Source organism: Actinomycetota bacterium, assembly GCA_040905475.1.
GTDB lineage: Bacteria > Actinomycetota > AC-67 > AC-67 > AC-67 > DATFGK01.
In genome coordinates this window covers 1-5,325 of the sequence record JBBDRM010000086.1, presented here as the reverse complement: position 1 = coordinate 5,325, position 5,325 = coordinate 1, and the positions used below count along the sequence as shown (strand labels likewise).

4 protein-coding genes are annotated in these 5,325 nt (G+C 66.1%); 3 read left to right on the top strand and 1 reads right to left on the bottom strand.

Annotated features, from left to right (window positions below; all coding sequences use genetic code 11):
- On the bottom strand, nt 1–1,048 hold a 1,048-nt coding region (locus WEB06_09490), incomplete at its 3' end, for a glycosyltransferase (protein ID MEX2555854.1).
- Between the two features lie 100 nt (nt 1,049–1,148).
- Here WEB06_09490 and WEB06_09485 point away from each other — a divergent pair.
- Genes WEB06_09485 through WEB06_09475 form a run of 3 tightly spaced genes read left to right on the top strand, consistent with a single transcriptional unit; the run spans nt 1,149 to nt 5,115 of the window.
- A complete protein-coding gene (locus WEB06_09485; protein MEX2555853.1) occupies nt 1,149–2,108 on the top strand; it encodes an NAD-dependent epimerase/dehydratase family protein in 960 nt (319 codons plus the stop codon).
- A complete protein-coding gene (locus WEB06_09480) occupies nt 2,105–3,202 on the top strand; it encodes an MraY family glycosyltransferase (protein MEX2555852.1) in 1,098 nt (365 codons plus the stop codon). Before WEB06_09485 ends, WEB06_09480 begins: the two co-directional genes overlap by 4 nt.
- Nucleotides 3,199–5,115 carry a glycosyltransferase gene (locus tag WEB06_09475; protein ID MEX2555851.1) on the top strand — a complete coding sequence of 639 codons (1,917 nt, stop codon included), beginning with the start codon at nt 3,199–3,201 and terminating at the stop codon, nt 5,113–5,115. Before WEB06_09480 ends, WEB06_09475 begins: the two co-directional genes overlap by 4 nt.
- Nucleotides 5,116–5,325: the final 210 nt, after the last annotated feature.

The following is a 5,325-nucleotide window of genomic DNA, read 5'->3' as shown; positions in this document are numbered from 1 at the left end:
GGTGCGCCTCCGCACCCAGCCGGGCGGCGAGCTCGGCGTCCTCGCTCAGGCGTCGCAAGAGACCGGCGATGCGATCGTGGTCGCCTGATGCCGCGAGGTAGCCGGTCACCCCGTCCTCCACGATCGCGCCCACGCCGCCCACGTCGGTGGCCACGATCGGCTTGCCGAAGGCGGCTGCTTCGAGCAGCGCGACCGGCGTGCCCTCGTTACGGCTGGTCAAAACCACCATGTCGAGGTCGACGAGGGCTGAGCTGATGTCGTGCCACCAGCCGGTGAAGTGCACCCGCCCGCTCAGGCCCATATCGGATGCTTGCCGTTCCAGCTCGTTTCGGAGTTCGCCGTCGCCGAGGACCGCGAGGTGCAGCCTCGGAACCTCTACCAACGCCACCAACAGTGTGGCGTGGTCCTTGATCGGCGCCAGCCGGGCGACGACGCCGGCGAGCGGGACGTCGGGCGCCAGCCCGAGCGCGTCGCGCAGCCGACCGCCTGCGGCGGGTTGTTGGATCTGGGTGCCGATCGGGACGACCTCGTACTGGCTCGGCCGGCCGATCCCGAGGTCCAAGAGCGCATCGCGGATTTCGCTGCTGACGGCGACCAGCACGTCGGTCTCGCGGGCTAGTCGTCGCTCAGCTTCGAGAAAGGCCCGCTGAAGTGGCCGCGAGAAGTAGCCGCTGAGCACGTGCCCGTGGAAGGTGTGGATCGTGCGAACGTGCGGGAGGCCGCGAGCCGCGACGCGGCCGATGGCTCCGGCCTTGGCCATGTGGGTGTGCAGCACCCGGGTCTCGCGGTTGCGGAGCAGACGCCGCACCGCCCTGATGGCGACAAGGTCCTGCCTCGGCGAGACGGGTCGGACCAGCGGCACCGGATGCACGGGGACGGCTGGCTCGGTCAGCTCGCCCTCGACCGCCGGCGGGCGGCCCGCAGCCACCTCGACCTGGATGTGCGGCGGCATCCCCTGGGCCAGCGCCAGCACGTGACGTGCCGGCCCACCGATGTTCATGCGCGTGACCAGTTGCAGCACACGGATCGGGTCAGGACCGGTGGTCACTGAAACTGACTCCTCCGTCTGCGTGGTCCGGCGCTGGCGGTAGCATAGGTGCGGCCAGCACGAGGCCTGATTGCGGCCGCTTTCGAACCTTGAGGTGACAGTGCGCGCGCTCATTACCGGGGGAGCCGGATTCATCGGCTCTCATCTCGCGGAGCGGCTGGTCGCCGACGGTTACGACGTTCTTCTGCTCGATGATCTGTCAACCGGGCGCTACAGCAACATCGAGCACCTGCTTGGTACGCCACAGGTCGAGTTCGCGCTCGGATCGATCCTCAACGCCGACCTCGTCGACGACCTGGTACGACGTGCCGATGTCGTCTACCACCTCGCAGCGGCGGTGGGCGTCGAACTCATCATCGAGAAGCCGGTAGAGAGCCTGCGCACCAACATCATGGGCTCGGAGATCGTGCTCGAGAAGTGCCACAAGTACGGCACGCCGGTGATGGTCACCTCGACCAGCGAGATCTACGGCAAGAACGCCTCCGACCGGCTGGGGGAGGAGGACGACCGCATCCTCGGCTCGCCGCTCAAGAGCCGCTGGTCGTACTCCGAGGCCAAGGCCATCGAGGAGATCCTCGCCTACACCTACTGGAAGCAGAAGGGCCTGCACACCGTCATCGTGCGGCTGTTCAACACGGTCGGGCCGCGCCAGACCGGTCGCTACGGCATGGTGATCCCCCGTTTCGTCAACCAGGCGCTGCGCGGCGAACCGCTGACGGTCTACGGTGACGGCGAACAGACCCGCACCTTCTGCTACGTCGGCGACGTGATCGACGCGATGGTGAAGCTCGCCGATCACCCGGACGCGCCGGGCCAGGCGATCAATCTCGGCGGCATCGAGGAGATCTCGATGCGCGACCTCGCCGCGCGGGTGATAACGCTCACCGGCAGCGAGAGCACAGTCCGCTTCGTCGGCTACGAGGAAGCCTACGAAGAGGGCTTCGAGGACATGCCGCGCCGCGTCCCCGACACCGGCCGCGCCCACAAGCTCGTTGGGTTCGACCCGCAGGTCAGCCTCGACGACATCATCAGCAGGGTCATCGACGAGCAGCGATCGTGAGTGAGCTCGGGCCCTGGGAGTACATCGGCATCTTCGTGGGGACACTGACCCTGTCCCTGATTCTCGTCCCGTTGGCGTTGCGCTTCGCCGTCCGGCGCGAGGTGCTCGACCATCCGGGCGGTTACAAGGGGCAGGCGGCGCCCGTGCCGTACCTCGGTGGCATGGCCATGCTGGGTGCCTTCACCTTCACCATCGGTGGGGCAGCACTCCTCCGTCCGCCCCCGTCCGGGCTCACCGATCTGTTGGTGATGCTTGGGGGGGCGAGCCTGCTGGCCCTGGTCGGTCTGATCGACGATCTGCGCGGACTTGGCATCACGATCCGGTTGGCCGCGACCGTCGTGGCGGCAGTGGCATTGTGGTTTGGTGGCACGGGGGTGCTGCTCTTCGGTGACCCTTGGCTCGACGGTGGACTCACTGTGCTGTGGGTCGTCGGTATCACCAATGCCTTGAATCTGCTCGACAATATGGATGGACTCTCCGCCGGAGTAGCAGCGATCGCGGCGTGGACGTTCTTCATGGTGGCTGCACTCAACGGCCAGTACCTCGTTGCGGGCCTCTCGCTAGCGCTGGCGGGCTGCGCTGCGGGCTTCCTCCGGCACAACCTGCCACCCGCGAAGATCTACATGGGTGATGCCGGCAGCCTGTTCCTGGGCTTCATGCTCGCTGCGCTTGGCATCCGACTGCGGCTCGACCAAGGACCGCCTATCGCGGTTCTCGTACCGATCTTGGTACTCACCGTGCCGTTGCTCGACACCGGGCTGGTCACCATCTCGAGGTTGCACCGGGGAGTGAGCCCCTTCCAGGGCAGCGCGGACCACACCAGCCACCGCCTCGTTCGTACTGGCATGACGGTCCGCGGTGCCGTGACGGTGATCTACGTGGCAGCGATTGCGTCCGGATGGCTCGCGATAGTCATGTCCAGGCAGACCGACGCGGTGTCGGGTTACCTACTTGCTGCGCTCTGGGCGACAATGGCGGCAGCCGGGGGTTGGTTCCTTGTGCGGTTCACTCCCGAAAGCCACCATGAGCCCCCGTCATCGAAGCGGCTAGATCATGGGCCGGCGAGTACGAGCGTCCACCGGACGAATCCGTGAAGATCGGATTCCTCGAGCCGCACCTGCGCGTCTACGGCGGAATCCGGCGCATCCTTGAGTTCAGCAATCGACTGGTCGATCGAGGCCACGACGTCACGATCTATGTGCCGGAGAGCGAGCCGCTCGGATGCGACTGGATGCCATGCAGAGCCCGAGTTCGGCACGTCCCATCAGGCTTTCGGGATGATCTTGATGTTCTCGTGTTCAATCATGAGCCGCAGTGGTATCTGATCGACCTGTTCGAGAATGCGCGGCGACGAGTCTTTTACGCTCTGCACTACGGCGCCTCGTACAACAAGGAAGGCAGCTGGGAGGCCCTACGCGCTCCTGTGGACTCGATGTTGGCCAACAGCACCTGGACGGCAGAACAGATCGAGGCTGAAATCGGCCGACGTCCCGCCGTCGTGCTGGGAGGTGTCAATCCGGAGCACTTTCGTCTCGTCGGGGTGTCGAAGCGGTACCCGCTCTTGACGGTCGGCGATCGAAGATCATGGAAGGGCACGGACACGGTTGAGCGAGCGGCGCGTCTCGCCGGCGTCCCGTTAGCAACGTATGCGCACAAGAAACTTCCACAGGACCGGATGGCCGGGGAGTATGGAGCCGCAGAGGTATTCGTCGTCGGGAGCCGAACTGAAGGCTTTGGTCAGCCGGGTCTGGAGGCCCTCGCCTGCGGTACTCCGCTGGTCACGACGGACAACGGCGGCTGCCGTGAGTACGCCATCCATGAGGAAACCGCGCTCGTCGTTCCGCCGGATAGCCCCGAGGAGATGGCAGCCGCCATCCGCCGGATCCGGTCGGATCCGGAACTGGCCCGCCGGTTGCGAGGCAATGGTCTGCGGATCGTGGCCGAGAGGTTCGATTGGGAGACGAACACCGACCACCTCGTGACCGCGCTCGAAAGGGTGGTCGCGGAGCCAGCCGGGGGCAGACGTCCCCTCCCTTCCCCTGCCGATGAGCCTCTCCTCTCGGTGGTGGTACTCGCGTGGGACCAGCTTCCCTACACGCAGCGGTGCATAGAGACGCTTCGGCGACACACGGATGTGCCGTACGAGTTGATCGTCGTCGACAACGGATCGTCCTGGGACGCACGGCATTACGCCGAGGTAGCTGCTGACGTCCCCGTCCTGCACGAGCGCAACGCGGGTTTCGCCGCGGGCATGAACGCTGGTCTCGCGACGGCCTCCGGTCAGTACGTGGCGTTTTGCAACAACGACACTGAGTTCCCCGCCGCCTGGGCGAGTCGGCTGCTGGATTCACACCGCGCACACCCCGCTGCCGGGATATCGGTGCCTGCCGTGACTGAAGCTCACAACGGACGCACGGTTCGCCAGCGGCCAGGCTCCCAGGTGGAGGTGCTCGGCCCGTTCGAACCGGTGCCGGCTGCCGTCGTCTACCTGATGGAGGCCTCGGTCGCTCGCGAACTGGGAGGATTCGGCGAGGAGTACCGCATCGCGAGCGGCGAGGATGTGGACCTCGCGTTCAAGGTCTGGGTCAACGATCTCGACATCGTCTTCGACGAACGCGTGCTGGTACAGCACGTCGGCAAGGGCACCGCGGCGGTGAAGCTTCCCGATTGGCGCCGCCAGTGGGCTGCCAACGCGGACGTCTTCCTCACCAAGTGGACCGATCCGGACAGCACGCCGCCGCGCCTGGACTCTTGTTCAGAGAAGCGGTTCGTCCGCAATGTCGCCACAGCACGGTCGGTGGCTGCGTGGATGCGGGACTACTACCGGATTCGCGAACGCAGTTTCCCCGGCAAGCCAGCGGTGAGGGCACTGCTTGGCATGTTGTCACGATGGCTGAATTCGCCCCGCGCGCGGGCGCTGCTGCGCCCCTGGTACCGGCGTCTCGCCCCACACCTGCCCTCGGCGTGGCGCCGTCGCATTGAACGCGAATTAGTCTCGCGCTTCTGAGCCCGACTTCGAATGCAGCAAGTGAGAGCGCGATTCGTCGGTCCTGCCTATCGATGCTCCGCCGAGTAGGGTGATCCCACGTGGAGGTGTAGGAGCAGTCCGCGTCATCGCCGTTGAGGTGGTGGAGCGGGCTGAGGGGGACCCGGTTGGTGTTACAGGTGGGGGCGAACTCGGTTGGAGTGAGATCGCCGTGGGCGGTGTGGCCGGTTG